Raw genomic sequence first — 26,057 nt, forward strand, 5'->3', positions numbered from 1 at the left:
AAGCAGGGTGGGTGTGCGCATGGCGGGCCGATTCTGGACAGCGCCATCTTCGCTTGTATTGCGCTAAGTCAAATCTTCTGGCGTGCGCCTGCCGGTCAAAGAAGGCTCGACACCCGCCCCGCGGCGTCCAGCAGGTGGGGTAGCAGGCTGTCCTGCATCACCTTGGCGCTGGTCCGGTTGGCCTGGCCGCTGATGTTGAGCGCGGCCAGCACCCGGCCCGCGCGGTCGCGCACCGGTGCGGCGATGGAGATCAGCCCTTCCTCCAGTTCCTGGTTCACCAGGCACCAGCCCTGGCGCCGGGCCTGGGCGATGCGCGCGGCGATGGCTTCGGGATCGGTCAGCGTGTGGCGCGTGAGCGGGGCGACGGGCGAGGCGGCCAGGCTGCGCTGCAGTTCGTCCTCGGGCAGGGCGGCCAGCAGCACGCGGCCCATCGAGGTGCAGTAGGCGGGCAGGCGCGAGCCGATGCCGACGTTGATGCGCATGATCTTGTGCGTGGGCACGCGCATCACGTAGACCACGTCGGTGCCCTCCAGCACCGCGGCCGAGCACGACTCCTTGACCTGGGCCACCAGCGATTCCATGACCGGCTCGGCGCGGTTCCAGATCGGCATCGACGACAGGTAGGCGAAGCCCAGGTCCAGGATGCGCGCCGTGAGCGAGAAGAAGCGGCCGTCGCTTTCCACATAGCCCAGCGTCTGCAACGTGAGCAGGATGCGGCGCGCACCGGCGCGGGTGAGACCGCTGGCGGCCGCGACCTCGCTCAAAGTCTGGCGCGGCGCGCTGGCGCTGAAGGAGCGGATGACCTGCAGGCCGCGGGCGAAGGATTGCACGAAGCCGTCGCCGGGGCGTGGCGCTTCGGAGGCTTCGGTGGAAGACGGGGAGGATGGCATGGACGAGGAAGCGGGCTAGAATTCATTCTAAGAACAAATGTTCGTATAGCGAACATTTTTCCGGCTTCTTCCCGTCGACTTTCCATGACCCGCGCCTGCCCTCGCAAAGGCAGGCTCCCTGCAGAAGGAACCCCGCATGATCGACAAACTCGCCGCCTCGGTGGAGGAGGCGCTCCAGGGCACGCCCGACGGTGCCACGGTGCTGATCGGAGGCTTCGGCACCGCCGGCATTCCCGACGCGCTGATCGACGGCCTCATCGCGCAGGGCGCGCGCGAACTCACGGTGGTCAACAACAACGCCGGCAACGGCGAGGCCGGCCTGGCCGCGCTGCTCAAGGCCGGCCGGGTGCGCAAGATCATCTGCAGCTTCCCGCGGCAGGCCGACAGCTTCGTCTTCGACGGGCTCTATCGCGCCGGCAGGATCGAGCTGGAGCTGGTGCCCCAGGGCAACCTGGCCGAGCGCATCCGCGCCGCAGGGGCCGGCATCGGCGCCTTCTTCTGCCCGACGGGCTACGGCACCGAGCTGGCCGCCGGCCGCGAGACCCGTGTCATCGACGGCCGCCATTACGTGCTGGAGTACCCCATCCACGGCGACCTGGCCCTCATCAAGGCCGAATGCGGCGACCGCTGGGGCAACCTCAGCTACCGCAAGGCCGCGCGCAACTTCGGCCCTGTGATGGCCATGGCCGCGAAGAAGACCGTCGCCACGGTGCACGAGGTGGCCGAGCTGGGCACGCTCGACCCCGAGGCCATCGTCACGCCGGGCATCTTCGTCAGCCGCGTCGTGAAGATCGGCCGCACGGCCACCCAGGCCGGCGGCTTCAAGAAGAAGGAGGTGGCGTGATGGCCGACTACCAACGCCGAACCAAGGACCAGCTCGCCGCCCGCGTGGCGCAGGACATCTTCGACGGTGCCGTCGTCAACCTCGGCATCGGCCAGCCCACGCTGGTGGCCAACCATCTCCCCGCGGGCCGCGAGGTGGTGCTGCACAGCGAGAACGGCATCCTCGGCATGGGCCCGGCGCCGGCCGCGGGCGAGGAGGACTACGACCTCATCAACGCCGGCAAGCAGCCGGTGACGCTGCTGCCGGGCGGCGCCTACTTCCACCATGCCGACAGCTTCGCCATGATGCGCGGCGGCCACATCGACATCTGCGTGCTGGGCGCCTTCCAGGTCAGCGCCACGGGCGACCTGGCCAACTGGAGCACCGGCGAGCCCGGCGCCATCCCGGCCGTCGGCGGCGCCATGGATCTAGCGACTGGGGCCAAGCAGACCTGGGTCATGATGGACCTGCTGACCAAGCAGGGCGTGAGCAAGGTCGTGGCGCAGTGCAGCTATCCGCTCACGGGTCTCGCGTGCGTCAAGCGCATCTACACCGACCTGGCGACACTGGCCTGCACACCGCAGGGCCTGCGCTGCATCGACCGCGTGCCGGGCCTGTCGCTGCAGGAACTCGAACGGCTGGTGGGCCTGCCCATCGCCGACGACGCGGCGGCCGACTGAACACCGACCCTTTCCATCCGATCCAAGGAGACCTTCCGCATGACCATCGACGCCTTCATCTGCGACGCCATCCGCACCCCCTTCGGCCGCTACGGCGGCGCGCTCGCCAGCGTGCGCACCGACGACCTGGGCGCCATCCCCATCAAGGCGCTGATGGAACGCAATGCCAAGGTCGACTGGCAGGCCGTGACCGACGTGCTCTACGGCTGCGCCAACCAGGCCGGCGAGGACAACCGCAACGTGGCGCGCATGGCCGCGCTGCTGGCCGGCCTGCCCATCGACGTGCCGGGCGCCACCATCAACCGCCTGTGCGGCTCGGGCCTGGACGCCGTGGGCAGCGCGGCCCGTGCCATCAAGGCCGGCGAGGCGCAGCTGATGATCGCCGGCGGCGTGGAGAGCATGAGCCGCGCACCCTTCGTCATGCCCAAGGCCGAGTCGGCCTTCAGCCGCAGCAACGCCGTCTACGACACCACCATCGGCTGGCGCTTCGTCAACAAGCTGATGAAGGCGCAGTACGGCGTGGATTCCATGCCCGAGACGGCCGAGAACGTGGCCGAGCAATTCAAGATCGAGCGCGAGGCGCAGGACCGCATGGCCCTGGCCAGCCAGCAGCGCGCGGTGGCGGCGCAGAAGTCCGGCTTCTTCGAGTCGGAGATCGTGCCCGTGACCATCCCGCAGAAGAAGGGCGACGCCATCGTGGTCGCCAAGGACGAGCACCCGCGCGACACCAGCCTGGAGTCGCTCGCCAGGCTCAAAGGCGTGGTCAAGCCCGAGGGCACGGTGACGGCCGGCAATGCCAGCGGCGTGAACGACGGCGCCTGTGCGCTGCTGATCGCGAGCGAGCAGGCCGCCGCGAAGAACGGCCTGACGCCGCGCGCCCGCATCGTGGGCATGGCCACGGCCGGCGTGGCGCCGCGCATCATGGGCATCGGCCCGGCGCCGGCCACGCAGAAGGTGCTGGCGCAGACGGGCATCAGCCTGGACCAGATCGACGTCATCGAACTGAACGAGGCCTTCGCGGCCCAGGGCCTGGCCGTGCTGCGCATGCTGGGCCTGAAGGACGACGACGCGCGCGTCAACATCAACGGCGGCGCCATCGCGCTGGGTCACCCGCTGGGCGCCAGCGGCGCCCGTCTGGCGACCACGGCCGTCAACCAACTGCACCGCGGCGGCGGCCGCTACGCGCTGTGCACCATGTGCATCGGCGTGGGCCAGGGCATCGCCCTGATCCTCGAGAAGGTCTGATCAGCGGCCGATGAGCGCCAGGTAGTCGCTGCGCGTGCGCGGCGACACCGAGGCCAGCACCTGCTCGTACGAGGTGCCATGCCGGGCCAGCAGCCGCGCGCTGGCCACGGCCTTGGAGCGGCAGAACCAGTGGCAGGTGTGCTGCAGCAGAAGCAGCTCCGCACTCATCATGAAGGCCCGCGGCTTGTCGGCCAGCCCGGGCTCGTTGGCCGCCACGGCCGCGATGCCCTTCGCATGGATGGCGAAGGCGCGCCGCACATCGAACAGCAGCCGGCCCGACAACAGCGGCTGCGCCCAGGGCAGCCACATCGGCAGCTTGCTCATCTGCGCCAGCGGCGCCTCCATGGCGGCCACGTCGGCAGCGAAGCGCCGCAGCTGCTCGGCCAGCGATTCCTCCGTCGCGCACAGCGTCTGCCAGATCTGCCGGCGGCGGTCCTCGTCCGCCTCGTCCAGCCAGCGCAGATAGCCGTCGAGCAGCGTCTCCATCTGGGGTTCGATGCGGTAGGGCGCCAACTTCGCGCCGAGCAGCGCGATGCGACGTTGTTGATCGCGCCGTTTCAATAAATGCAGGCCGAGCGCGGCCAGGGCCAGCAAGGCCAGAAAGTCCATGAAAGTTCCGCAGGGAAATGCCGAAAACGAGGCAGTGTAGGCAGGTCTGCAACACCTGCCGCGCGCGCAACGTCAGAACGAATACTTAAGGTTTCCAAAATTGTGTCGCGAAGTCCTAAGGTCGAGACACAATTTGCAACATGGCCAATTCCTCTTCAAGATGCGGGGGTTGATTGCGCGCCGCACGTTCATTTCCGCCCCATGCGCCTCTTCCTGAGGATTTTTTTTTGCTGTGTCTGGGCCGCCGCCTGGCCCGCGGCAGGACAGGACACGCCCCTGCAGTTGCGGGTGGTGGGAGGCCTGGCCGGCGTTGCCCAGTACACGCAGCACGAGGCGCCCTTCTGGACGCAGACCCTGCCGCGGCTGATGCAGGGGCGGGTGGCCGCGACCATCGCGCCCTTCGACCAGGCCGGCGTGCCCGGCAACAAGATGCTCACCCTGCTGGAGACCGGCGTGGTGCCTTTCGGCACCGTGCTGCTCAGCCAGGTGGGCGGTGAGCATCCGGCCCTCGCCCTGCCCGACGTGGCCGGCCTCAGCGCCGACGCCGCCACGTTGCGGCGGGTGGTCGACGCCTTCCGGCCGGAGATGGACCGCATGCTGCGCGAGCGCTTCAACGTGAAGCTGCTGGCCATGTACATCTACCCGGCGCAGGTCATCTTCTGCGCCACGCCCATGAAGGGCCTGACCGACCTCAAGGGCCGGCGCGTCCGGGTCTCCAGCGGCACCCAGGCCGACTTCGTGCAGGCATTGGGCGGCACCCCGGTGCCGACCGCCTTCGCCGCGCTCATGAGCAACATGACCTCGGGCAACACCGACTGCGCCATCACCGGCGGGGCCTCGGGCAACACCCTGGGGCTGCACCGCATCACCCGCTCGCTCTTCACCATGCCGATCAACTGGGGCCTGGCCATCTTTGGCGCCAATGCCGACGCCTGGGCGGTGCTTCCGGCGGACCTGCGCATCGTGCTGGAGCAGCAGCTGCCGCAGCTCGAGCGCCGCATCTGGGAGCAGTCCATCCGCGACACCGACCTCGCCGTCGCCTGCAACACCGGCGCCGGTCCCTGCGACGGCGGCACGCCCGGCGCCATGGTGGCCGTCGCGCCCACCGCCGAGGACGACCGCCTGCGCCGCCAGATCCTCCGCTCCACCATCCTGGTCAACTGGCTGCAGCGCTGCGGTACCGAGTGCACGCGGCTGTGGCAGCGCACGATTGCGCCCGTGGTCGACGGCAAGGCGGCGCGGACGCCATGAAGTCGACCAGCAGCCCGCCGCGGCAACTGGCCGCGTCCACCCTTGCGCTGGCCACGCTGTTCATCGTGGTGGTCTTCGGCCTCTCCGTGTTCGCGGTGCTGGAGATGCGCAGCCGCGCCGTTGACGACGCCCGCGACCAGATCGACCGCTTCCTCAGCGGGTCGGTGGCGGCCGTCAACCAGAACCTGCTGGGCGTGGATCTGCTGCTGGCCGACCTGGGCATGCTGCTGCGCCCCGTGGGCAACGAGGACATGGCCGCCGCTGCGCAGCGGGCGGCCATCAGCATGCAGTCGCTCGCCCGGCACAGCCTGCTGGTCGAGCGGCTGGAGGTGCTGCGTCCGGACGGCAGCGTGGTCTCGCCACCGGGCGGCGAGGCGGTGCAGCTGTCGCCCGCCTTCACCGCCCGCCTGATGGGCCAGCCCGTGCCCGAGCTGATGACCACGGCGCCCTCGCTCAGCCCGCGCACGTCGCAGCAGGTGCTGTACTTCACCCGCATGGTGCGCCTGCCCGACGGCACGCCCGGCATCGCGCTGGCCGAGGTGCAGGTGGCGTCGCTCGCCCGGCTGCTGGCCCATGGTGCCGGCATCGACGGCATGGAGGTCACGCTCGAAAGCCTCAGCCAGGGCCTGCTGGTCAGCGTGCCTCCGCGCAGCGAGATCGCCCAGGGCTCCGCCACGTTGCCCGAACTGCGCAGCGCCGCCGATGCCCGCGGCATCGTGCGCGCCAATTCGCGCCTCATGGGGCAGGACGCGCTGATGGCGCTGCGCCCCACGCTCAACCAGGACATCGTGCTCAGCGCGGGCTTGGCCATGGACGAGGTGCTGGAGGGCTTCCGCACCGAGCGCAACCTGATCGTGGGCGTGACGGTGCTGCTGATGCTGATGGTGGTGGGCGTGTCGGCCTATGCGCTGCATCAGCTGCGCGAACAGTGGCTGCGCCGCCGCGAGGCGCTGCATGCCAAGAGCATGCTGGACCAGGCGCTCGAATCCATGTCCGACGGCTTCGTGCTGCTGGATGCCGAGGGCCGCGTGGCGGCCTGGAACCGGCGCTTCGCCGAGATCTTTCCCCAGGCGCGCGTCGCACTCGAGGCGCGCATGCACATGGTGGCGGTCGAGAGTGCCGTCTCGGGCCGCAGCGCGGAGGAGGCGGCCCTGCTGCCGCCGAGCCTGCCCGCGCCAGGCGAGCAGGAACTGGAGCTGCCCGACGGCCGCACGGTGGTCGTCGTCAAGAGCCCGACGCCCAACGGCGGCATGGTCTGCGTCTACCGCGACACCAGCGAGAAGCGCCGCCACCTGGCCGACATCGTGGAAGGCAAGGCCCAGCTGCAGGCCACGCTCGACGCGCTGCCCGACGTGCTGCTGGAGCTGTGCCTGGACGGACGCTGCATCGGCTTCCATTCGGCGCGCGCCTCGCTGCTGGACATCGGCGACCCGGTGGGCCGCACGCTGTCGGAGGTGCTGCCCGGCGACGCCGCCATCCAGATCATGGCCGCCATGCGCGAGGCCTATCTGAAGGGCCTGTCCTTCGGCAAGCAGTTCGAGCGCCGTGCCTCGCAGGGCACGGCCTGGTTCGAGATCTCGGCCTCGCGCAAGCTGGTGGGCGAGGGCGCCGACGCGCGCTTCATCGTCATCCTGCGCGACATCACCGACCGCATGTCGGCGCAGCTGCAGATCGACCACCTGTCCTTCTACGACAACCTGACGGGCCTGCCCAACCGCCGCATGCTGCTGCACCGCCTGCAGTCGGCCATCGATGCCAACGTGCGGCGCGAACGGCAGGCGGCGCTGCTCTTCCTGGACCTGGACCACTTCAAGACCCTCAACGACGCGCAGGGCCGCAATGCCGGCGACGTGCTGCTCAAGCAGGTGGCGCAGCGGCTGCAGCAGCTCATGCGCGAGGGCGACACCGTGGCCCGGCTGGGCGGCGACGAGTTCGTGATCCTGATCGAGGGTCTGAGCGCCGACTCCGCCACCGCTGTGATGCAGACCCAGGCCTTCGGCGAGGCGGTGCTGGCCGAGCTGGGCCGGCCGATCCAGCTGCCGGCCATGACCTACCACGGCACCTGCAGCATCGGTGCCACGCTGATCAGCGCCAGCTCGGCCTCGCTGGAGGACCTGCTCAAGCAGGCCGACATCGCCATGTTCCACGCCAAGACGGCGGGTGGCGACGTGCTGCGCTTCTTCGAGGCCGACATGCAGACCACCGTCAATGCGCGCGCCTCGCTGGAGAGCGAGCTGCGCGCGGCATTGAAGGCGCGCGGCCAGTTCCTGCTGCACTACCAGCCGCAGGTGACCTCCGAAGGGCGCGTGGTGGGCGCCGAGGTGCTGATCCGCTGGCTGCATCCGCAGCGCGGGCTGATCCCGCCGGCCGCCTTCATCGACGTGGCGGAAGAGACCGGCCTGATCTCGCCCATCGGCCTGTGGGCGCTGGAGCAGGCCTGCAAGCAGCTGGACGACTGGAGCAACCATCCGCGCCGCCGCCACCTCACGCTGGCCGTGAACGTGAGCGCGCGCCAGTTCCGCAAGGAGGACTTCGCGGACAAGGTGCGCGAGGTGCTGATCCGCACCGGCGCCGATCCGTCCAAGCTCAAGCTGGAACTGACCGAGAGCCTGCTGCACGACGAGGTGGCCGAGACCATCCGCAAGATGAAGTCGCTGGCCGCCATCGGCATCCGCTTCTCGATGGACGACTTCGGCACGGGCTACTCGTCGCTGTCGTACATGGCGCAGCTGCCGCTGCACCAGATCAAGATCGACAAGTTCTTCGTCAGCGGCATCGGCACCAATCCCAAGATCGAGCTGATCGTGCAGACGCTCATCGGCATGGCGGCCAACCTCGACCTGGAGGTGGTGGCCGAGGGCGTGGAGACGCAGGCGCAGCTGGACTTCCTGACCCGCAACGGCTGCCGCGTGTGCCAGGGCTTCCTCTTCGGACGGCCGCAGCCGGTGGAGGTGCTGGAGTCGCAGCTCGACACGGAGCTGATCCCGCTCTGAAGGCAGGGGCGCAGGCCCCTGCGCCGCGCGCGGGCGCAGGCCGGCCGGGCTCCCGCGCCGCGTCCTGCACGCCGGGGCGGCCCTCGGCACAATGCCCGCTTCGCTCTTCCTGCCACGGCCCGCCGCGCGGCCGCCCCGCCTTGTCCTTCCCCGAGTTCCTCGCGCCGCCGATCGCGGACCCTGCCTTCTACCTGGTCGCCGTCCCCGCCGTGCTCCTGCTGGGCATCAGCAAGAGCGGCTTCGGCGCGGGCTTCGGCTCGCTGGCGGTGCCGCTCATGTCGCTGGCCATCACGGTGCCGCGCGCGGCCGCCGTCCTGATGCCGCTGCTGTTCGTGATGGACGTGCTGGGCATCGCGGCCTTCCGCCGCGACCTGGACCGCCGGCTGCTGGCCTTCCTGGTGCCGCCGGCGCTGGTGGGCGTGGTGCTGGGGGCCTTGCTCTTCCATGCGCTGTCGGCGGCGACGGTGGCCGGCATCGTGGGCGTGTGCACGCTGCTCTTCCTGGCGCAGCGGCTGCTGTTTCCGCCGCGCCCCGATGCGCCGCCGCCCTCGCGCGCCGCGGGCTGGGTGCTCACCGTGCTGTCGGGCTTCACCAGCTTCATCTCGCATGCGGGCGGGCCGCCCATCAACGCCTACCTGCTGCCGCTCAAGCTGCGGCCCATCGTGTTCACGGCCACGATGGCCTACCTGTTCTTCCTGGTGAACCTCGCCAAGTGGATCCCCTACGCCTGGCTGGGCCTGCTGGACGGGCGCAGCTTCAGCACCTCGCTGCTGCTGATGCCGCTTGCGCCGCTGGGCGTCTGGGCGGGCGTGCACGTGGCGCGGCGCATCGATCCGACGTGGTTCTACCGCTGCGTCTACGGCGGCATGTTCCTCACCGGCCTCAAGCTGGTGTGGGATGGTTTCTTCTGAAGGCTGCGTCCACCCGCCGGCCTGCCTCGCCCATCCTCGATTTTCCATTGCAAGGAGTTTTTCGCCCATGGCCTCTGTCCACGAACTCATCGTCCTGACGGGCGCCTCGCGCGGCATGGGCCGTGCGATGGCCAGCCAGCTGCTCGCGCGCGGCGGCGTGCGGCTGCTGTGCCTGTCGCGCGGCATCGATGCCACGCTGGAGACCGGGGCCGCTGCCGCAGGCAGCGAGGTGCTGCAATGGTCGGCCGACCTGGCCGATCCGCTGCCGGTGGCCGAGCGACTGGCCGCCTGGCTGGCCGAGCAGGACCCTTCCGCCCTCGGCCGTGCCGTGCTGATCAACAACGCGGGCACCGTGGGGCGCACGGCGCCACTGGCCCGGGCTTCGCTGGGCGAGCTGTCGGCGGCACTGCGCGTGGGCCTGGAGGCGGCGCTGCTGCTGACCAGCGCCTTCCTGTCGGCGACCGCCGGCTGGTCGATGCCGCGGCAGGTGCTCAACATCTCCTCGGGGCTGGGCCGCAATGCCATGGGCAGCCAGGCGCCCTATTGCGCGGCCAAGGCGGGCATGGACCATTTCTCGCGCGCCGTGGCGCTGGAGGAGGCCGAGGAAGGAGGCGCCCGCATCGTGTCGCTGGCGCCGGGCGTGATCGACACCGACATGCAGATCGCGCTGCGCAGCGCCGACGCGGCGCTCTTTCCCGATCGCGGCCGCTTTGAGGCCCTGCACCGCAACGGGCAACTGGATTCGCCCGAGTCGGCCGCGCGCAAGGTGCTGGCCTGGCTGGAGCGGCCGGACTTTGGCGCCCAGCCGGTGGGGGATGTGCGGCAGGGGTGAAGCTAAACACCCCCCATGCCGCTTCGCGGCTCCCCCCTCTCTTGCGCCTTCGGCTTGGAGGGGGGCGCACCCCGAGGCCTGGCGAAGCCAGTTCCTCGGGTGCACTGGCATGGCCTGCTCCGCGGCCGTTCGATCAGGAGGGTGGCGCCAGTTGAATGCAGGGCGACGCGTCGGCCGCTACTGATAGATCTTCTGCAGCAGCCGGATCAGCGTCTCGCGCTCGCGGTCGGTGAGCTTGTGGCTGGCGTCCTTTTCCAGCTGGATCACGGCCTCTTCGGCCTCGATCATCAGCTGGTGGCCGGCGGCGGTGAGGTGCAGGCCCACGGCGCGGCCGTCGTGCGGATGGGGGCGGCGTTCGATCAGGCCGCGGCGGTCCATGGCGGCCACCAGGCTCACGAAGTTGGGCGGCTGGATGTCCAGCGCCGCACACAGCTGGCGCGAGGTGGCGCCGGGGTTGTGCGCCAGCAGCGAGAGCACGGAGAAATCCGTCGGCTTGAGGCCGTAGACGGCCATGCGTTCGGCGAAGGCGACATACACGACCAGATAGGCGCGGCGCGCGTTGTAGCCCACCAGGCTTTCGAGCACATGGCAGTCCAGCGACTCAGGCGCGGTGGTCGGGGGCGGGACGGGCTTGCGCGGGCGGGGCTTGGAGGTGGTCATGGCATGCACAGTCTAGAGCGGCAGGGCCCGCTCACTTCTGCGGCTCGCAGGCCTTCTTGATGATCGCCGCGCGCATGTCGAACTCGGGCAGCACCCAGCGACGGAAGGCGGCCGCGGCGCGGGCCTGCGTCTCGCCGGCGCCGGGCGCCTGCTCGATGCGGGCCCAGGCCCAGGCCAGCAGCGTCACCATCACCAGCCGCAGGTAGTCGTCCGCCAGCTCGTAGGGCAGGCGCGGCTGGACATGGGCGGCCATGGCAATCTGGGTGGTCAGGTAGCGCAGTTGCGCCAGGCGGCGCTGGGCGTCGGCATCCACGTCACGCGAGGCGTCCAGTTCGTCGCGCAGCGCCAGAAGCGTGGCCGCAAAGCCGGCGCCGGCATCGGGCAGCACCTTGCGCACCAGCAGGTCGATGGCCTGGATCTCGTTGGTGCCCTCGTAGATCATGGTCACGCGGGCGTCGCGCAGGATCTGCTCGATGCCCCATTCGCGCACATAGCCGTGGCCGCCGAAGACCTGCAGGCAGGCGCTGGCGCCGTCGAAGCCCTGCTGCGTGCAGGCGGCCTTGAGCACCGGTGTGATGTAGCTGCACCACTGCTGCGCGGACTCCCGCGTCTTGGCATCTTCGGCATGGCGCGCCACATCCAGCTGCAGCGCGGTGCGGTAGGCGATCAGCCGGCCGCCGTCGATCCAGGCCCGCTGCACGTCGAGCACGCGCGCCACAGCGGGATGCTCGGCGATCAGGCTGGGGCCGGCCGCGCGGTCGGCGCCCGGGGCCACCATCTGCCGGCGCTCCTGCGCATAGGCATGCGCCTTCTGCCAGGCGGCGTCCAGCAGGCCGATGCCCTGCAGCGCCACATGCAGGCGGGCCGCATTCATCATGACGAACATGGCGGCCAGGCCGCGGCCGGGCTCGCCCACCAGCCAGCCGGTGGCCTCGTCGAAGCGCATCACGCAGGTGGGGCTGCCGTGCAGGCCCATCTTCTCCTCGATGCGCTCGCACTGCACGGCGTTGCGCTGGCCGTCTTCGAGGACCTTGGGCACCAGCGCCAGCGACAGGCCCTTCGGCCCGGCCGGCGCGTCGGGCAGGCGGCACAGCACCAGGTGGACGATGTTGGGCGTGAGGTCGTGCTCGCCGCCCGAGATGAAGATCTTGGTGCCAGAGACCCGCACGCTGCCGTCGGCCTGCGGCACGGCGCGGGTGCGCACCAGGCCCAGGTCGCTGCCGGCATGGGCCTCGGTCAGGCACATGGTGGCCAGCCATTCGCCGGTGGCGACCTTGCCCAGGTAGCGGGCCTTCAGGTCGTCGCTGGCATGGTGGCGGATGCATTCGTAGGCGCCATGCAGCAGGCCGGGCGCCATGGTGAAGCCGTGGTTGGCACCGGCCAGCCATTCGTAGAGCACGGCCTCCAGCACGGCGGGCAGGCCCTGGCCGCTGTCCTCGGCCGCGGCGGAGAGGCTGGGCCAGCCGCCCTCCACGAAGGCCTGGTAGGCGGCGGCGAAGCCGGGCGGGGTGCGGACCTGGCCGTCTTCGAGGCGGCAGCCGATCTCGTCGCCGTCGCGCTGCAGCGGGGCGATCACCTCGCCGACGAAGGTGGCGGCCTGCTCCAGCACCTGGGCCTGCAGGTCGGCATCGACCTCGGCGAAGGGAGCGAGCCGGGACAGCTGCTGGGAGGCACCGAGGACGGAGTCGAGAAGGAAGCGGACGTCTTCAGGGCGGGGGGCGTAATCCATGGCAAACGGGCAGGAAGTCAGGGCGCGACGCAGGCGAAGCTGGTCGCGCGTTCGGTGTCGCCGCCGCGGAAGCGGGCGACGGCGGGATAGGGGCACAGGGGCCGGGTGCGGTCGGGCGCCCAGCTGGCGGGCACCTCGGGGTTGGGCTGCGGCGAGCCGGGCCCGCGGGCCTCGGCCAGCACCTGCTCGGGCGCGTGGCCGCCCTCGACCCAGTCGACCAGTGCCGTGAGCATGTCGAACTGGTCGGTCGAGGGGCCGCCGCTGCAGTGGTTCATGCCGGGCACCGGGAAGTAGCGCACGAATTCGCCGGCACGGCCGGCGTGCGTGGCCTGCAGGCGCTCGTACCAGGCGGCGGTGTCGTCAGACGAGAACACGCCGTCGCCCGTGCCGTGGTAGACGATCATGCGGCCGCCCCGGGCCCGCAGCGACTGCAGGCGCTCGGCGTTGGGCGGCGTCATGAAGGCCATGGCGGATTCGTCGTAGGGCGCCTGCGTCGCGTCGATGCGGGGCGCATCGCGGTCCATGTCGAAGCCGAGTGCGAAGGCCATGCCCTGCGGCCGGTCGGCCATCGGCGGTGTGCTGAAGATGAAGGCCACGGCGCCGGCATCGCGGGTGGCGGGGCTGGCCAGCTTCCATTCGCGCCAGTTGGCGCCCGAGACGCCGGGGTCGAAGGGGAAGCTGCTGTAGATCTGGCGGCCATTGCTGTCGCGGGCGCCTGCGAAGACGCGGGCCAGCGCCATCTTCTGCGCCGGATCCAGGCAGCTGTCCTGCCGGCCCGCGGTGCAGGTGGGCACGTCGCGGCCCAGGTTGAAGCGGGCCTGGCAGGACTTGACGTCGCCGACGATGCCGTCGGTCAGGCCGTCGAGCATGTCGCAGCGCGCCAGCACGGCGCGCGAGAGGGTCTGCAACTGGCCGGGCGTGAAAGCCGTCTGCAGGTCGGGCTCACCCTGGGGCGTCTTGGCCGTGGCGAGCGGCGCGTACTGCTGGGCGCCGTAGAGCTGGGCCACGGCCGCGCGCGGCAGGTGGAAGCCGGGGTTGCCGGCCAGCACGCCGTCGAAGGCCTGGGGCAGGCGCGAGGCCGCCACCATGGCGTGGCGCCCGCCGTTGGAGCAGCCCGCGATGTAGGAGCGGTCGGCCGGTCGCCCATAGGCCTGTGCGACGAGCTGCTTGGCCACGGGCGTGAGCTGGGCCACGGCGCTGTAGCCGTAGTCGCGCCGCGCCTGCGGATCGAGGCCGAAGCGCGGGTTGGGCGCGGGATGGCCGGCGTCGCTGCTGACCACCGCGAAGCCCATCGACAGCGCATTGGTGTGCGGCCCGCCGCCGCCGATGCCGCCCAGCGCCGGCACGACCACGCCGTCCAGCCCGCCGTTGGCCTGGAACAGGAAGCGGCCATTCCAGGCCTGCGGCAGCCGCAGCTCGAAGCCGATGGCGTAGCGCTGGCCGTCCACCGTGCTGGTGCGCTCGGCCATGCGGCCCTGCACCAGGCAGTGGGCGGGCGCCTGTTCGCTGCCACCGCGCACCGCCACCGGGCCGGCCGGCACGCTGCGCACGGCTGTGAACACCACGCCCGGCGCGGCTTCGAGCCCTTCGCAGGTGTGCAGTTCGCCGGGGCGCGCGGCCTTCATGGCCGTGGCCGCGTCGGGCGGACGCGAGCCGCAGGCCGCAAGCAGGGCGATGGCGCCGCCGAGGGCGGCAAGGCGGAAGGTGTTCATGATCGGGGTCTCGCAAACGGCGCGAAGCCGGCATCGTAAGAGCCGGCTTCGCGATCGGTCAGCCTGGGGCGATCAGGACTCTGCCGTAAAGCCGATCTGCTTGACCAGGGGGCCCCAGCGCTCGAACTCCGCCTTCTGGTCGGCCGCCATGTCCTGCGCCGTGGTGCCGTGGGCCACCAGGCCCACGAGCGCCAGCGAGTCGATCACCGCCTTGTCCTTCAGGGCTGCGTTGATCGCGGCATTGGCCGAGGCCAGCACGGCCGCGGGCGTCTTGGCAGGCGCGTAGAAGCCGAACCATTCCTCCGAGGTCACGTCCGGGTAGCCCAGCTCGGTGAAAGTGGGCACGTCGGGCAGGTAGGGCGAGCGCTTCTTGCCCGAGGTGGCCAGCACGCGCACGCGGCCGTTCTTCATGTACTGCAGGTAGTCGCCGCTGGGGTTCATGGCCGCGGCGATCTGGCCGCCCACCAGGTCGGTGATGCTGGGCACGGTGCCGCGGTAGGGCACGTGCTTCAGTTCCACGCCCGAGCGCATGCCCAGCAGCGCGCCCAGCAGGTGCGGCATGGAGCCGGCACCGGGCGAGCCGTAGCTGGCCTGCGCCGGGTTGGCCTTGGCCCAGGCGAGGAAGTCCTTCAGCGTCTTCACCTCGGCCGGCACCGCCGGGCCCACGGCCAGGCCGTGGAACATGATGGCGCCGATGGAGACGGGCGTGACGTCCTCGGGCTTGTAGGTCAGCTTGGGGTAGATGTACGGATACACCGCGATGGCCGATACCGGCGCCAGCGTGAGCACCGAGCCGTCCGGCGGCGAGTTCTTCAGCGTCTCGACCGCGATGCGGCCGCCGGCGCCCGGCTTGTTCTCGACATAGGCGCCCTTGGCATAGGCGGTGCCGGCGATCTTCTCGGCCACGCGGCGGGCGACGGTGTCACCGGCGCTGCCGGCCGGGAAGCCGTACATGATCTTGACCTGCTCGATGGCCTGGGCGAAGGCCGACAGGGGCGACAGGGCGCCCATGGCGGCCGCGCCGCCGAGGGTGTGGAGGAATTGACGACGATGTTGCATGGATGTCTCCGGAGAGCGAAGGAAGAAAACGGGGTCAGCGGCAGCTGAAGTTGGCTGCGTCCTCCAGGCTGCCCGTGCCGTTGTAGCGGGCAACCTTCGGATAGGGGCACAGCGGACGGGTGCGGGTGGCGGACCAGGTGGCCGGCAGGTCGGCATTGACGCCGCCGGCATTGCCGGTGCCGCGAGCGCTGGCCACCACGCGGTCGGGGGCCTGGCCTTGCTCCACCCACTTGACCAGGGCGCTGAGCATGTCGAACTGGTCGGTGGCCGGGCCGCCCGAGCAATGGTTCATGCCGGGGATCAGGTACAGCCGCGCGAAATTGGAGGCGTCGCCGCCGTTGTCCTTTTGCAGTTGCTGGTACCAGTCGACCGAGTCGTCGCTGGAGAAGATCGGGTCGGCCGTGCCGTGGTAGACCATCAGCTTGGCGCCGCGCTTCTTCAGGGCCGGCAGCTTGCCGTAGTTGGGCGGGGTCATGAAGGACATCGCACTCTCGGCATAAATGCCGGAGGTGGCGTTCACCTTGCTCAGCATGGTGTCCAGGTTGCCCGTCAGCGCAAAGCTCGGTCCATTGAAGGTGCTCGCGTCCTCGGGTGGCGACTGGAAGACCAGACCGACGGCACCCGTGTCAAGCAGGGTCGGGAAGACGAACTTCCACAGTGCCCAGCCGCCCGTGTCCAGGCCGGCGTCATACGGGAAGCTGTTGTAGATCCGCTTGCCGCTGGGCGTCGACGCACCGCCCTTGAACAGCTTGTCGATCTTGGACTTCTGGTCAGCGCTGAGGCAGGTGCCGTTGCGCGTGGTCGCACAGGTGGGCACATCGCGGTTGATGTCGAACGCGGCCTGGCAGGCCGCGTTGTCCTGCACCATGCCGTCGGCGGCGCCGTCCAGCCCGTCGCATTGGGCGAGCACTGCCTTGGTGACCAGTGTGCGCTCGGCCTGCGTGAAACCGCTGCCCAGATCGCCAGGCGTGGTGGCCAGCGTGTTGTAGGTCTGGGCGCCTGCGATGTTGGCGGTGGCGGCCAGGGGAAGGCGCGTGCCCGGATCGCCGGCCAGGATGCCGTCGTACTGGTCCGCGTAGCGGGACGCCGCGACCATGGCATGCCGGCCGCCGTTGGAACAGCCGCCGAAGTAGGAACGCTCCGGGCCCTTGCCGTAGGCGGTCTGGATGGCGCTCTTGGCCATGGGCGTGAGCTTGGCCACGGCCTGGTAGCCATAGTCGAGGCGGGCTTGCGGATCGATGCCGAAATTCGCGCCCATCGCGGCGGTATGACCCGCGTCGGAGCTGATCACGGCGAAGCCCATCTTGAGCGCATTGCTGAGACCGCCGCCGCCCCCTACGTCACCAGTGGCCGTGGCGACGCTGCCGTCCAGGCCGCCGTTGGCCTGATAGAAGAAGCGGCCGTTCCAGCTGGTGGGCAGGCGCATTTCGAAGCCGATGGCGTAGCTCTTGCCGTCGACGCTGCTCGTGCGGGGGAACATGTTGCCCGTCAGACGGCAATGTTCCGGCACGTCGGTGCCTGCGACCTTGAGCGCGCCAGCCGCGACCACCGTGGCCGCGGTGATGGTGGTGTTGGCGTAGGTGAAACGTGTGGCGAGATCGGTGCAGGAGGTCAGCGTGGCGCCGGTGGCCGGCGACAGCTGCGGAATGGTCTCGACCGCCGGGGCCGGCGCGGGTGCCGGGGCGGGCGCAGGTGCTGGCGCGGGCTGGTTGGCCGCGATCAGCGCCGCCGCCAGCGCGGCGTTCTGGTTGTTGTCGTTGCCCGAGCCGCCGCAGGCCGCCAGCAGCGCGAGGGGTGCGGCCGCCGCCAGGGCGCGCAACGCGAAAGTCTTGCCGTCTTCCTTCTTCATGGTTTGTCTCCGTGGTGGTTCTTCGTGAAGGTCTCGCACAAGGAAGGAGCGGCCCCTCGGCCGCTCCGGGGGGTCAGCGCGGCGCCATGCGCAGCGCGCCGTCCAGCCGGATCACCTCGCCATTGAGGTGGCCGTTGGTCACGATGTGGCAGGCCAGCTCGGCGAATTCCGAGGGCTTGCCCAGACGGGGGGGGAAGGGAATGGCGGCGGCCAGCGATTGCTGCACCGGCTCGGGCAGCTCCAGCAGCAGCGGCGTCGCGAAGATGCCGGGCGCCACGGTGCACACGCGGATGCCGTGCTGCGCCAGGTCGCGCGCCATCGGCAGCGTCATGCCGACCAGGCCGCCCTTGGAGGCGCTGTAGGCCTGCTGGCCCACCTGGCCATCGAAGGCGGCCACCGAGGCGGTGAACATCATCACGCCGCGCTCGCCGCCGTCCAGCGTTTCGAGTCTGGCGCAGCGGGCCGCGAAGAGGCGGCTCACGTTGTAGGTGCCGATCAGGTTGACCTGGATGACGCGGGCGAAGTCTTCCAGCGGCGCGGCGCTGCCGTCCTTGCCGACGATGCGCTTCGCGCTGCCGATGCCGGCCACGTTCATCAGGATGCGGGCGGGGCCGTGCGCCTCGGCCGCGGCGCTCAGGGCGGCCTCGACGCTCGCCGTGTCGGTGATGTCGCAGGCGAAGGCCGCGCCGCCGATGTCGGCCGCGACCTTCTTCGCCTGGTCGAGGTTGCGGTCGAGCACCGCCACCTTGGCGCCCAGACGGGCGAGTTCGCGGGCGGTGGCTTCGCCCAGGCCGGAGGCGCCACCGGTGACCAGCGCGCTTTGTCCTTCGATCTTCATGGGTTCATCTCCTTGGTTTCTTGCTCCTTCCCCCTCTGGGGAAAGGTGGGGATGGGGGCGTTCGGCGGTAGATGGCCTGCTGCTCGACGACCGCCGCAGGCCCCCACCCCCGCCCTCCCCCAGCGGGGGAGGGAGCCAATGGCTACTGCCACTGGGGCTTGATGGTGAACGGCAGCGTGTCGGCGTGCAGGGCCTGCACCGCGTCGTCGCGGTGCTTGAGCACGGCGCGCTGGTTGATCGAGCCCTTGTCGGTGATCTCGCCCTTGTCGATGGAGGGCGGCTCGGCCACCAGCGCGGCGCGGGCGATGCGGTTGGCGCTGCCCGTGGCGTCGCCCGCCAGGCGGTCGATCACCTTCTGAAAGTGCAGTTGAACCTCCGGATGCTCCAGCACCGACTTCAGCGGCACGTCGCCTGGCAGCGAGGGCGCCAGCTCGCGCACCGCCTGGGTCGGGAAGATCAGCGCGCCCACTTCCTTCAGGTTGATGCCGGTGAGCACCACGTCCTGCACATAGGGCGCGCCGAAGGCGATCACCTTGGCGCGCAGCGGACCGACGCTCACGAAGGTGCCGGTGGCCAGCTTGAAGTCCTCGGCGATGCGGCCGTCGAAGCGCAGGCCCAGGTGGATGTTGTCGGGGTCGATCCAGGCGACGGCGTCGCCGGTCTTGAAGAAGCCTTCCTCGTCGAAGGCCTCGTGCGTGGCTTCGGGCATGCGCCAGTAGCCGGGCGTGACGTTGGGGCCGCGGTAGCGGATCTCGACCTTGCCGTCGGTGGGCACCAGCTTGATCTCCATGCCCGCGCAGGGCAGGCCCAGGTCGCCCGTGCGCACTTCGGGCCGGGTGATGTACAGGCCGAAGGGGCCGGACTCGGTCATGCCCAGGCCGGTGCCCATCACCAGGCGCTCGCCGATCTCGGCCTCCTGCAGGCGGTGCAGCTGATCCCACACGGCCTGGGGCAGGGCCGCGCCGGCGTAGAAGAACATGCGGCAGCGCGACAGCAGCTTCTTGCGCAGCGCCGGGTCTTCCTCCATCGCGTTGGCGATGTACTCGAAGCCGGTGGGCACGTTGAAGTAGACGGTGGGCGCGATCTCGCGCAGGTTGCGCAGCGTCTCGGCGATGCCGCCCGGCGTGGGCTTGCCGTCGTCGATGTAGAGCGTGCCGCCGTTGTCCAGCACGATGCCGACGTTGTGGTTGCCGCCGAAGGTGTGGTTCCAGGGCAGCCAGTCGATCAGCACCGGCGGCTCCTCGCCCAGCGCAGGAATGGAGGCACGCAGCTGCTGCTGGTTGGCGCACCACATGCGGTGGGTGTTGATGACCGCCTTGGGGTTCTTCGTGGAGCCCGAGGTGAACAGGAACTTGGTGATGGTGCCCGGGTGCGTGCCGTGCATGGCCGCCTCGACGGCGGATGTGGGCTCGGTGGCCAGCAGCTGCGACAGCGGCGTGACCGTGCGGCCTTCCAGCGCGCCGCCGCCCAGCACCACCTCGGTGTCGGCCGGCACCACGGCGGCGATGGCTGCGGCATAGCGCGTGTCGCTGGCAAACACCAGGCCGGGCGTGAGCGTGCCGATCACATGGCGCAGCTTGTCGTAGTCCTTGCTGACCAGCGAATAGGGCGGCGACACCGGGCAGTGCGGAATGCCCACGTAGAGCGCGCCCAGCGCCAGCAGCAGGTGCTCAATGCTGTTCTCGCTGAGGATGGCGACCGGCCGGTCCTCGCTCAGGCCGCGGTCCAGCAGCGCCTGACCGATGGCGCGGGCCTTGGACAGCGCCTCGCGGTAGCTGATGCGGATCCAGTCGCCGGTGCTGCCGTCGGCATTGCGCGCGCGGCGGGCCACGAAGGTCCGGTCGGGCGCCATGGCGGCCCAGTACACCAGCCGGTCCGTCATGCGGTGGGCATGGTGGCCCAGCGGCTTGACGGCCTGCAGGTATTGCACGCCGCCTTCGGCCTCGCGCAGCACGGCGCGGGTGATGCCGAATTCGAGCGCGCGGTAGCGGGCGGCAGGCGCAGCGGCGGGGGTCGCGGTGGGCATGTCCAGTGTCTCCAGCATGTTCTTGTCCTTCGGTGCTGAGGCCTCAGCCCTTGGTGACTTTCGCCGCCTTGCCTTCGAGGAAGGCACGCACGCGGGCCTTGGCCTCGGGCGCGTCCTGCACGATGCCGGACATCAGCGCCTCCGTGAAGAAGCCGTGGTCGGCGCTCTGCTCGGCGATGCGGGGCAGGGCGTGCATCAGCGCGTAGTTGGTCAGCGGCGCATTGGTGGCGATGCGGCGGGCCAGTTCGATGGCCTTGTCGACGGCTGCGCCCTCGGGCACCAGGTACTGGGCGAAGCCGGCGCGCTCGCCGTCCTCGGCGTTGTAGACGCGGCCGGTCATCATCATGTCGGTCATGCGGGCCACGCCGATCAGGCGCGGGATGCGCACCGAGCCGCCGCCGCCCACGAAGATGCCGCGCGTGCCTTCGGGCAGCGCATAGAAGGTGCTGGCATCGGCCACGCGGATGTGGCAGGCGCTGGCCAGCTCCAGGCCGCCACCGACCACGGCGCCGTGCAGGGCGGCCACCACGGGAACGGGGCCATGCTGCACCAGCTCCAGCGCGGCATGCCACATGCGCGAATGGCGCAGGCCGCCGCCGGCATCGCGCTCGCTGATCTCCGACAGGTCCAGGCCGGCGCAGAAATGCGGGCCTTCGCCGTCGAGCACCACGGCGCGCACGGTGTCGGGCAGGCTCTCGAAGGTGTTGCGCAGGGCCAGGATCAGGCCGTCGTTGAGGGCGTTGCGCTTGGCCGGGCGCGTGAGGCGGACGATGGCGATGTCGCCCTGGATGTCGAGGCTGAGGTCCTGATGGGTCATGATTGCGTTCGGAAGTTGGATCGATTATGGTTATCCAAAATAATCAATTCAACGGCCCGGAACGGCCAACTCATCAGTACTTACCCGAACGGAGACGCGCCCATGGACATCGCGAACCTCACCGCCATCGACATCCACACCCACGCCGAGATCAGCTGCTGGAACCCCTTCGACAACTACGGCGAGGAGTACGACCGCGCGGCGGACAAGTACTTCCGCTCCAGCCGGCGCCCGACCATCCAGGAGAGCATCGACTACTACCGCGAGCGCAAGATCGGCCTGGTGATGTTCGGCGTGGACAGCGAGTCCAACCTGGGCCGCCGCCGCATCCCGAACGAGGAGATCGCCGAGGCGGCGCAGAAGAACAGCGACATCATGATCGCCTTCGGCAGCGTCGATCCGCACAAGGGAAAGATGGGTGCGCGCGAGGTGCGCCGGCTGATCGAGGAGCACGGCGTCAAGGGCTTCAAGTTCCATCCGACGGTGCAGGGCTTCCATCCCTACGACCGCATGGCCTGGCCGCTGTACGAAGTGATCGCCGAGCACAAGCTGCCGGCCATCTTCCACACCGGCCACAGCGGCATCGGCTCGGGCATGCGCTGCGGCGGCGGCCTGCGGCTGGAGTACAGCAACCCGATGCACCTGGACGACGTCGCCATCGACTTCCCGGACATGCAGATCATCATGGCCCACCCCAGCTTCCCGTGGCAGGACGAGGCGCTGTCGGTGGCCACGCACAAGCCCAATGTCTGGATCGACCTGTCGGGCTGGAGTCCCAAGTACTTCCCGAAGCAGCTGGTGCAGTACGCCAACACGCTGCTGAAGGACCGCATCCTCTTCGGCAGCGACTACCCGCTGATCACGCCCGATCGCTGGATGAAGGACTTCCAGGAGGCCGGCTTCAAGCCGGAGGTGATGCCGGGGATCCTGAAGGACAACGCGGTGCGCCTGCTTGGGCTGAAGTAGGCGTCGAGGCGGGCGCGCTCAGTCCGGCCTTTCGGCGCGCGCCCCGTCGCCCTGGCCCTCATGCCGCACGCCCCATGAATCGCGCGCCCGCCGGCGTTCCTCGCGCTCGCGCGCCATCTGCTCCTCGAACTGCTGGCGGCCTTCCTTGGCCACGGCGATCAGCTTCTTGCGGTCCTTGTAGTGCGGATAGCTGTCTTCCGCGATGCGCAGGTTGCGCAGGCGGAACTGCATGGCCGCCTCGCGCGCCTCGTGCGCGGGCCAGCCCAGCGTCTCCAGCACCGAGCGCGCGCTGCGCAGCGACGATTCGAACAGCTCGCGCTCGGCCAGGGTGATGCCGCGGTCGCGCAACTGGTAGTAGTGCCCCAGGTTGCGGGCACGGGCGATGATCTCTGCCTGCGGAAAGTGCTCCCGCACCAGGTCGACGATGGCCAGGCAGGTCGTCACCTCGTCCACCGCCACCACGATGGCGCGCGCCTGGCCGGCCCCTGCGATACGCAGCAGGTCGAGCCGTGTCGCATCGCCATAGAACACGCGGAAACCGAACTCCCGCAGGCCCTGGACGGTGTCGGGGTCGTGGTCCAGCACCGTCACCGGCATGCCCTGCGACAGCAGCACGCGGCCCACGATCTGGCCGTAGCGGCCGAAGCCGCAGATCAGCACCTGCGCCTCCTGCGGCTCGGAGATTTCTTCCACCTGCGCCTGGCTCTGCGGGTCGGGAATGAGGCGATCGAAGAGCACCAGCAGCAGCGGTGACAGCAGCATCGACAGCGCCACCGCGCCCACCAGCAGCGACGAGGTCTCGGGGGCCAGCACCTGCGCGCCCACGGCCGCCTGGAAGACGACGAAGGCGAACTCGCCGCCCTGCGCCAGCAGCAGCGTGAACACCGGCCGCTCGCGCCGCGGCAGGCCCATGGCGCGCGCCAGCCCCAGGATCACGCCGAACTTGAGCACCATGAAGCCCGCCACCAGTGCGGCCATCAGTAGCGGCTGGGCCAGCAGCACGCGGAAGTCGATGCTCATGCCCACGGCGATGAAGAACAGGCCCAGCAGCAGGCCCTTGAAGGGCTCGATGTCGGTCTCCAGCTCACGGCGGTATTCGCTCTCGGCCAGCAGCACGCCGGCGAGGAAGGCACCCAGCGCCATCGACAGGCCCACGAACTGCATCAGCGCCGCGATGGCCACCACCAGCAGCAGCGAGGCAGCGGTGAAGATCTCGGGCGTGTTGCTGCGGGCGATCCAGCGCAGGATCGGCCGCAGCGCCAGCCGGCCGCCCAGCACGATTCCGCCCACCACGCCGATGATCTTGGCGGCTTCGAGCGCGCGGGCCGTGGCGTCCAGTGGCGCGTCGGCCGGACCGCTGGCCAGTACCGGCAGCAAGGCCAGGATGGGGATGGCGGCCACGTCCTGGAACAGCAGGATCGAGAAGCCCGCCTGGCCGCTGGCCGTCTTGAGCAGCTTGCGCTCGCCGAAGACCTGCAGCGCGATGGCGGTGGACGAGAGCGCCAGGCCCAGCGCCGCCACCAGCGACACCCGCCATGGCGCGCCGGCCGCGCAGCCGACGGCGAACAGCACCACGGCGCAGCCCAGCACCTGGGCGCTGCCCCAGCCGAAGATGGGCCGGCGCAGCAGCCAGAGCCGGCGCGGCTCCAGTTCCAGGCCGACCAGGAAGAGCATCAGCACCACGCCGAATTCGGCGAAGTGCAGCACCTCCTCGACGCTGGACACCAGCCCGAGGCCGGCCGGGCCGATGGCGATGCCGGCCACCAGGTAGCCGATGATGGCGCCCAGGCCGAGCGCGCGCGACAGGGGCACGACCAGCACGGCGGCCCCGAGGTAGATCAGGCTGTTGGTCAGCCAGGCGGGTGCGTGTTCCATGCTCAGCGCACCACCTGCGCCTGGGGCCGGTCGCCCGCCGGCACCAGGCATTCCGGGCAGTCCTCCAGCTCCGCCAGTTCGGGCCAGTCCGGATAGCTGGCGAGGCGCTGGACGAAGACCTCCACGTGCGCCGCGAGTTCGGGCTCGGGCACGCGCCGGGCATCGTGCAGCAGCAGTGGCGGCAGGAAGCGCATGCCGCACAGGGCTGCGGTCTGCTCGTAGGGCGGCAGGAAGGCGTCGAAGAAATAGCGGTTGTAGCCTGCGGGGTGGTAGCTGTCCTGGGCGCCGCCGGTGCTGGCCACCAGCCACATCGACTTGCCGCGCAGTGCATGGCCACCCGGGCCGTACGCCCAGCCGTAGCCCAGGACCTCGTCCAGCCACAGCTTCTGCAGGGGCGGCATGCTGTACCACTGGATCGGGTGCATCAGCACCACCAGTTCGGCGGCGTCCAGGCGCCGCTGCTCGGCCGCCACATCGATGGCGTAGTCGGGGTAGGTGGCGTACAGGTCGTTGACCTGCACGTGGGGAAGACCCAGGGCGGCGTCGCGCAGGCGCCGGTTGGCCCGGGATTCCCGCCAGTGGGGATGCGCCGCCAGCACATAGACCGCGGCCGCGTCAGGCTCGCTGGAGGGGGCGCCGGATGTTGGGGTTGGAATGGTCGGCATGGCGGCGACCATAGCGCAAACGCGCGTCGGCATGCCGGCATCGGCTGGGCCTACCATGCAGCCTGGTTCAACGCCAGGAGCGCTGCATGCCGGTGGTTCTCGTCGCCAATCCGAAGGGTGGGTCGGGCAAGTCGACGCTTGCGACCCACATCGCGGGCTATTTCGCGAGCCGGGGCCATCCGGTCATGCTGGGCGACGTGGATCGGCAGCAGTCCTCGCGGCTCTGGCTCTCGCTGCGGCCGGCGCAGGCCGCCGGCATCCGCGGCTGGGAAGCGCAGGGGCAGGGAAGCATCGTGCGCCCGCCCGCGGGGACGACCCACGCCGTGCTGGACACGCCGGCCGGACTGCATGGCTGGCGTTTCAAGGAAGTGCTGGCGCTGGCAGACAAGGTGGTGGTGCCCGTGCAGCCCAGCCTGTTCGACATCTTCGCCACCCGCGATTTCCTCGACCGGCTGGCAGAGCGCCTGCCGGGCAAGAGGGCGCCGCGCATCGGCCTGGTGGGCATGCGGGTGGGGGCGCGCACGCTGGCCGCCGAACGGCTGCGCGAATTCGCCATGCAGATGAAGATGCCGCTGGTCACGGAACTGCGCGAAACGCAGAACTATGTGCAGCTCGCCGCCCACGGCCTGACCCTGTTCGACCTTGCCCCCACGCGCTACGAGCGCGACCTGGCGCAGTGGCAGCCGCTGATCCAGTGGCTGGACGACTGAAGGCCAGCCGCTTGCGGGAAAGCACCGATCGCTCCTGTCCCGGCGCAGACAGCAGGGCTGGCGGGCCCGGGGCATCATCCGCCGCATGACCAAGCGCATCTTCCAGACCCTTGCCGACCTGAACGCCTGCGTCGGCCAGGACATCGCCACCAGTGACTGGACCACCGTGACACAGGCCCAGGTCAACCAGTTCGCCGAGGCGACGGGCGACCACCAGTGGATCCACGTGGATGTGGAGCGCGCCAAGGCCGGGCCTTTCGGCGCGCCCATCGCCCACGGCTTTCTCACGCTGTCGCTATTGCCGACCTTCTTCGACACCGCGGTCGAAGTGGTCGAAGCCCGCATGGGGGTCAACTATGGCCTGAATCGCGTGCGCTTCATGTCCCCGGTGCCGGTCGGCAGCCGGTTGCGTGCCCACATCAAGCTGCTGTCGAGCGAAGCCATCGAAGGCGGCGGCTACCAGATGGTCTGGCAGAGCACCATCGAACTCGAAGGCGCCGCGAAGCCCGCCTGCGTGGCCGAGTCGGTGGTGCGGCGCTACCCCTGAGACCCGGGCCAGGGCGCGCCGCGGCGGCTCACAGCGTGCCGACTTCGGCGCAGTTGGCGCAGCCCTCGCGCGCCGTGGCCCGCGCACCGGCCCGGACCACGGCCCGATCCGTGTTGCCGCGCACCTGGAGCACGCCGGTGCTGCCGTTGTTGGGCGTCGGCGCATTGCGGGCCTCGGCCTGCACCTGTGCCCGCGACAGCGTGGACTGGAAGGGAACCGGCGGGTTGGGCGACATCTCGCCATCCACGGCATGGGCAGCGCCCGCGGTGAACAGGGTGGCGAGGGCGACGGCGGTGAGCTTGCGGATCATGGGAGGCTTCCTTGGTAGGAGGTGGAGGGATGGCGCCTGGCCGCCATGAGGCTGCACAGA

23 protein-coding genes are annotated in these 26,057 nt (G+C 70.2%); 10 read left to right on the forward strand and 13 right to left on the reverse strand.

Annotated elements, in window-relative coordinates; genetic code table 11:
- Nucleotides 1-95: 95 nt before the first annotated feature.
- Nucleotides 96-890 carry an IclR family transcriptional regulator domain-containing protein gene (locus L0984_RS29470; RefSeq protein ID WP_234197966.1) on the reverse strand — a complete coding sequence of 265 codons (795 nt, stop codon included), beginning with the start codon at nt 888-890 and terminating at the stop codon, nt 96-98.
- Nucleotides 891-1,026: 136 nt separating this feature from the next.
- On the opposite strand from L0984_RS29470, the gene L0984_RS29475 reads away from it, so the two are divergent.
- From L0984_RS29475 to pcaF, 3 genes are read left to right on the forward strand one after another with little or no spacing between them, the layout of a single operon-like run.
- Nucleotides 1,027-1,734, forward strand: coding sequence for a 3-oxoacid CoA-transferase subunit A (locus tag L0984_RS29475; RefSeq protein ID WP_234197967.1), 708 nt, complete (start codon nt 1,027-1,029; stop codon nt 1,732-1,734).
- On the forward strand, nt 1,734-2,393 hold the full coding sequence (locus tag L0984_RS29480) for a 3-oxoacid CoA-transferase subunit B (protein ID WP_234197968.1): 660 nt from the start codon (nt 1,734-1,736) through the stop codon (nt 2,391-2,393). The genes L0984_RS29475 and L0984_RS29480 overlap by 1 nt, the downstream gene beginning before the upstream one ends.
- 39 nt (nt 2,394-2,432) lie before the next feature.
- Nucleotides 2,433-3,638, forward strand: a complete 1,206-nt coding sequence (pcaF, locus tag L0984_RS29485; RefSeq protein ID WP_234197969.1) for a 3-oxoadipyl-CoA thiolase — start codon at nt 2,433-2,435, stop codon at nt 3,636-3,638.
- Here the strand turns inward: pcaF and L0984_RS29490 are convergent, their stop codons facing one another.
- The gene (locus tag L0984_RS29490; protein ID WP_234197970.1) at nt 3,639-4,247 is read right to left on the reverse strand and encodes a hypothetical protein; all 609 of its coding nucleotides are present in this window, start codon (nt 4,245-4,247) and stop codon (nt 3,639-3,641) included.
- Nucleotides 4,248-4,448: 201 nt separating this feature from the next.
- Here L0984_RS29490 and L0984_RS29495 point away from each other — a divergent pair, with 201 nt between their 5' ends.
- From L0984_RS29495 to L0984_RS29510, 4 genes are all read left to right on the forward strand, one after another.
- Nucleotides 4,449-5,498 carry a TRAP transporter substrate-binding protein gene (locus L0984_RS29495; RefSeq protein WP_234197971.1) on the forward strand — a complete coding sequence of 350 codons (1,050 nt, stop codon included), beginning with the start codon at nt 4,449-4,451 and terminating at the stop codon, nt 5,496-5,498.
- Entirely contained in the window at nt 5,495-8,491 is a 2,997-nt protein-coding gene (locus L0984_RS29500; RefSeq protein WP_234197972.1) for a putative bifunctional diguanylate cyclase/phosphodiesterase, read from the forward strand. Before L0984_RS29495 ends, L0984_RS29500 begins: the two co-directional genes overlap by 4 nt.
- Nucleotides 8,492-8,631: 140 nt before the next feature.
- Nucleotides 8,632-9,402, forward strand: coding sequence for a sulfite exporter TauE/SafE family protein (locus L0984_RS29505; protein WP_234197973.1), 771 nt, complete (start codon nt 8,632-8,634; stop codon nt 9,400-9,402).
- A 67-nt stretch (nt 9,403-9,469) separates the two neighbouring features.
- The gene (locus L0984_RS29510; RefSeq protein WP_234197974.1) at nt 9,470-10,234 is read left to right on the forward strand and encodes an SDR family NAD(P)-dependent oxidoreductase; all 765 of its coding nucleotides are present in this window, start codon (nt 9,470-9,472) and stop codon (nt 10,232-10,234) included.
- A gap of 177 nt (nt 10,235-10,411) precedes the next feature.
- Here L0984_RS29510 and L0984_RS29515 read toward each other — a convergent pair whose 3' ends face one another.
- The 8 genes from L0984_RS29515 to L0984_RS29550 form a co-directional block, all read right to left on the reverse strand.
- Entirely contained in the window at nt 10,412-10,894 is a 483-nt protein-coding gene (locus L0984_RS29515) for a MarR family winged helix-turn-helix transcriptional regulator (protein ID WP_234197975.1), read from the reverse strand.
- Between the two features lie 31 nt (nt 10,895-10,925).
- A complete protein-coding gene (locus L0984_RS29520; protein ID WP_234197976.1) occupies nt 10,926-12,623 on the reverse strand; it encodes an acyl-CoA dehydrogenase family protein in 1,698 nt (565 codons plus the stop codon).
- A gap of 17 nt (nt 12,624-12,640) precedes the next feature.
- Nucleotides 12,641-14,335: a tannase/feruloyl esterase family alpha/beta hydrolase gene (locus L0984_RS29525; protein ID WP_234197977.1), complete on the reverse strand. Its 1,695-nt coding sequence runs from the start codon at nt 14,333-14,335 to the stop codon at nt 12,641-12,643.
- A gap of 72 nt (nt 14,336-14,407) precedes the next feature.
- Nucleotides 14,408-15,394: a tripartite tricarboxylate transporter substrate-binding protein gene (locus L0984_RS29530; protein ID WP_234197978.1), complete on the reverse strand. Its 987-nt coding sequence runs from the start codon at nt 15,392-15,394 to the stop codon at nt 14,408-14,410.
- A gap of 34 nt (nt 15,395-15,428) precedes the next feature.
- Nucleotides 15,429-17,243, reverse strand: a complete 1,815-nt coding sequence (locus tag L0984_RS29535) for a tannase/feruloyl esterase family alpha/beta hydrolase (RefSeq protein ID WP_234197979.1) — start codon at nt 17,241-17,243, stop codon at nt 15,429-15,431.
- Between the two features lie 73 nt (nt 17,244-17,316).
- Nucleotides 17,317-18,081, reverse strand: a complete 765-nt coding sequence (locus L0984_RS29540) for an SDR family NAD(P)-dependent oxidoreductase (protein WP_234197980.1) — start codon at nt 18,079-18,081, stop codon at nt 17,317-17,319.
- Nucleotides 18,082-18,223: 142 nt separating this feature from the next.
- Nucleotides 18,224-20,125 carry a feruloyl-CoA synthase gene (locus L0984_RS29545; protein WP_234197981.1) on the reverse strand — a complete coding sequence of 634 codons (1,902 nt, stop codon included), beginning with the start codon at nt 20,123-20,125 and terminating at the stop codon, nt 18,224-18,226.
- A gap of 25 nt (nt 20,126-20,150) precedes the next feature.
- Nucleotides 20,151-20,924 (reverse strand): crotonase/enoyl-CoA hydratase family protein, encoded by a 774-nt coding sequence (locus tag L0984_RS29550; protein ID WP_234197982.1) that lies wholly within the window; start codon nt 20,922-20,924, stop codon nt 20,151-20,153.
- 102 nt (nt 20,925-21,026) lie between these two features.
- On the opposite strand from L0984_RS29550, the gene L0984_RS29555 reads away from it, so the two are divergent.
- Nucleotides 21,027-21,890: an amidohydrolase family protein gene (locus tag L0984_RS29555; RefSeq protein WP_076511995.1), complete on the forward strand. Its 864-nt coding sequence runs from the start codon at nt 21,027-21,029 to the stop codon at nt 21,888-21,890.
- An 18-nt stretch (nt 21,891-21,908) separates the two neighbouring features.
- On the opposite strand, the gene kefC is transcribed toward L0984_RS29555, so the two are convergent.
- Nucleotides 21,909-23,765, reverse strand: a complete 1,857-nt coding sequence (gene kefC, locus L0984_RS29560) for a glutathione-regulated potassium-efflux system protein KefC (RefSeq protein ID WP_234197983.1) — start codon at nt 23,763-23,765, stop codon at nt 21,909-21,911.
- A gap of 2 nt (nt 23,766-23,767) precedes the next feature.
- A complete protein-coding gene (gene kefF, locus L0984_RS29565; RefSeq protein ID WP_234197984.1) occupies nt 23,768-24,430 on the reverse strand; it encodes a glutathione-regulated potassium-efflux system oxidoreductase KefF in 663 nt (220 codons plus the stop codon).
- 86 nt (nt 24,431-24,516) lie between these two features.
- Here kefF and L0984_RS29570 point away from each other — a divergent pair, with 86 nt between their 5' ends.
- Both L0984_RS29570 and L0984_RS29575 read left to right on the forward strand, forming a co-directional pair.
- Nucleotides 24,517-25,140: a ParA family protein gene (locus tag L0984_RS29570; protein ID WP_234197985.1), complete on the forward strand. Its 624-nt coding sequence runs from the start codon at nt 24,517-24,519 to the stop codon at nt 25,138-25,140.
- A gap of 85 nt (nt 25,141-25,225) precedes the next feature.
- On the forward strand, nt 25,226-25,687 hold the full coding sequence (locus tag L0984_RS29575; RefSeq protein WP_234197986.1) for a MaoC family dehydratase: 462 nt from the start codon (nt 25,226-25,228) through the stop codon (nt 25,685-25,687).
- 28 nt (nt 25,688-25,715) lie between these two features.
- Here the strand turns inward: L0984_RS29575 and L0984_RS29580 are convergent, their stop codons facing one another.
- Nucleotides 25,716-25,997: a DUF4148 domain-containing protein gene (locus L0984_RS29580; protein WP_234197987.1), complete on the reverse strand. Its 282-nt coding sequence runs from the start codon at nt 25,995-25,997 to the stop codon at nt 25,716-25,718.
- Between the last annotated feature and the right edge of the window lie 60 nt (nt 25,998-26,057).

The organism is Pseudacidovorax sp. NFM-22 (genome assembly GCF_021401245.1).
Lineage (GTDB): Bacteria > Pseudomonadota > Gammaproteobacteria > Burkholderiales > Burkholderiaceae_C > Xenophilus.

Coding starts and splice junctions, on each gene's coding strand:
- L0984_RS29535 (WP_234197979.1), bottom strand. CDS start 17,243: ATGAAGAAGGAAGACGGCAAGACTTTCGCGTTGCGCGCCCTGGCGGCG.
- L0984_RS29475 (WP_234197967.1), top strand. CDS start 1,027: ATGATCGACAAACTCGCCGCCTCGGTGGAGGAGGCGCTCCAGGGCACG.
- pcaF (WP_234197969.1), top strand. CDS start 2,433: ATGACCATCGACGCCTTCATCTGCGACGCCATCCGCACCCCCTTCGGC.
- L0984_RS29495 (WP_234197971.1), top strand. CDS start 4,449: ATGCGCCTCTTCCTGAGGATTTTTTTTTGCTGTGTCTGGGCCGCCGCC.
- L0984_RS29520 (WP_234197976.1), bottom strand. CDS start 12,623: ATGGATTACGCCCCCCGCCCTGAAGACGTCCGCTTCCTTCTCGACTCC.
- L0984_RS29470 (WP_234197966.1), bottom strand. CDS start 890: ATGCCATCCTCCCCGTCTTCCACCGAAGCCTCCGAAGCGCCACGCCCC.
- L0984_RS29580 (WP_234197987.1), bottom strand. CDS start 25,997: ATGATCCGCAAGCTCACCGCCGTCGCCCTCGCCACCCTGTTCACCGCG.
- L0984_RS29525 (WP_234197977.1), bottom strand. CDS start 14,335: ATGAACACCTTCCGCCTTGCCGCCCTCGGCGGCGCCATCGCCCTGCTT.
- kefF (WP_234197984.1), bottom strand. CDS start 24,430: ATGCCGACCATTCCAACCCCAACATCCGGCGCCCCCTCCAGCGAGCCT.
- L0984_RS29540 (WP_234197980.1), bottom strand. CDS start 18,081: ATGAAGATCGAAGGACAAAGCGCGCTGGTCACCGGTGGCGCCTCCGGC.
- kefC (WP_234197983.1), bottom strand. CDS start 23,765: ATGGAACACGCACCCGCCTGGCTGACCAACAGCCTGATCTACCTCGGG.
- L0984_RS29500 (WP_234197972.1), top strand. CDS start 5,495: ATGAAGTCGACCAGCAGCCCGCCGCGGCAACTGGCCGCGTCCACCCTT.
- L0984_RS29575 (WP_234197986.1), top strand. CDS start 25,226: ATGACCAAGCGCATCTTCCAGACCCTTGCCGACCTGAACGCCTGCGTC.
- L0984_RS29510 (WP_234197974.1), top strand. CDS start 9,470: ATGGCCTCTGTCCACGAACTCATCGTCCTGACGGGCGCCTCGCGCGGC.
- L0984_RS29530 (WP_234197978.1), bottom strand. CDS start 15,394: ATGCAACATCGTCGTCAATTCCTCCACACCCTCGGCGGCGCGGCCGCC.
- L0984_RS29570 (WP_234197985.1), top strand. CDS start 24,517: ATGCCGGTGGTTCTCGTCGCCAATCCGAAGGGTGGGTCGGGCAAGTCG.
- L0984_RS29490 (WP_234197970.1), bottom strand. CDS start 4,247: ATGGACTTTCTGGCCTTGCTGGCCCTGGCCGCGCTCGGCCTGCATTTA.
- L0984_RS29515 (WP_234197975.1), bottom strand. CDS start 10,894: ATGACCACCTCCAAGCCCCGCCCGCGCAAGCCCGTCCCGCCCCCGACC.
- L0984_RS29555 (WP_076511995.1), top strand. CDS start 21,027: ATGGACATCGCGAACCTCACCGCCATCGACATCCACACCCACGCCGAG.
- L0984_RS29480 (WP_234197968.1), top strand. CDS start 1,734: ATGGCCGACTACCAACGCCGAACCAAGGACCAGCTCGCCGCCCGCGTG.
- L0984_RS29545 (WP_234197981.1), bottom strand. CDS start 20,125: ATGCTGGAGACACTGGACATGCCCACCGCGACCCCCGCCGCTGCGCCT.
- L0984_RS29550 (WP_234197982.1), bottom strand. CDS start 20,924: ATGACCCATCAGGACCTCAGCCTCGACATCCAGGGCGACATCGCCATC.